Below are 1,072 nucleotides of genomic sequence, written 5' to 3'. Positions count from 1 at the left end.
CCGGCGATGGAGCTTTGCCGGTGAAAAGGCCGAGGGCCCCGGCTTGCGCCGGGGCCCTCGGATGATGCTGGGGTGAGCGTGAGGTTTGGACCCTCGTGCTCAGGTGATCGTCGAGTAGCTACTACTACTTGGTGACGATCGAGCCGGACCAGACAGCGGCGGCCTTGTTGTAGACAGCCGCGGTCTCGCCATCGAAGTAGGCCGAGGTGTTGACGTCGATGCGACCGTTCTTGTCCGTGTCACCGAACAGGCTGGTGACACCGTTGACGTAGCCCAGACGCTTGGCGCTGCTGTACTTGACGAGCCACGGGGCGCCATCGGCGCCGGAGGTCATCGAGCACTTCAGGCCGACGTGCTCTTCGACCTTGTCGGCCGCGGAGACGTACTTGGTGGCGAGGGTCTTGCCGTAGCACCACTTGGGCGTAACGCCGGTGAAGGCCTTGTTGCCGTCGGGGTGCGCCGACGCCGGGTAACCGAAGGTGTAGACCGTCTGGCCGGCCTTCTGGTTCCAGGTGAAGCCCTGGCCGCCGACGTTGTCGCCGAGACGACCGGCGTCGGTGGTCGGCTTGATGAAGTAGCGGAAGATCGTGTACTTGACCGACTTGGTGTTCTTGGTGTACTTCAGGGTGAAGTAAGACGTGATGGTGTAGTTGCCCTTACCATCGGTCGCCTTGTAGCCAAGACCCTTGTAGGCGTCGTACTCGGTCTTGGTGACCGAGATCGTCTTGGTCTCGAGCTTGGAGCCAACGGCCGGCCACTCGTTCTGGCTGAGCTTCTTCCAGTCGCTGTTGTTGCCCCAGCCACGGTCGTTGTCGTGGCCGTGGTTGTCACGGCCACCCTTCTTACCGTAGACGTCGTCGCCGATGACCCGGTAGACGTTGGTGCTCTTGTCGGCTTCGTACTTCCACTTGTCGGTCTCAACCGCGACCGGCTTCGCGTCCTTGTAGGAGGGACCAACCTCGTCAGCAGCGTTGACGTCCTCGACCTTGCCGACGTAACCCTTCTGCGTCAGCTTGTCGTACTCCTCGAACGTGGCGACGGTCTCAGCCTTCTCAGACTTCTCACCGTTGTA

The 1,072-nt window shown here is 61.8% G+C and carries 1 pseudogene; it reads right to left on the bottom strand.

The annotated features are described in order from the left end of the window. Positions 1-124 precede the first annotated feature (124 nt). Positions 125-1,072 (bottom strand): annotated as a pseudogene (locus CHC08_RS50485) (hypothetical protein); the annotation flags it as partial.

The organism is Streptosporangium subroseum (assembly GCF_900188345.1).
In the GTDB taxonomy this organism is placed as follows: domain Bacteria; phylum Actinomycetota; class Actinomycetes; order Streptosporangiales; family Streptosporangiaceae; genus Streptosporangium; species Streptosporangium subroseum.
Note: the sequence above shows the minus strand (reverse complement) of the source record. Positions and strands in the feature narration are given on the sequence as shown.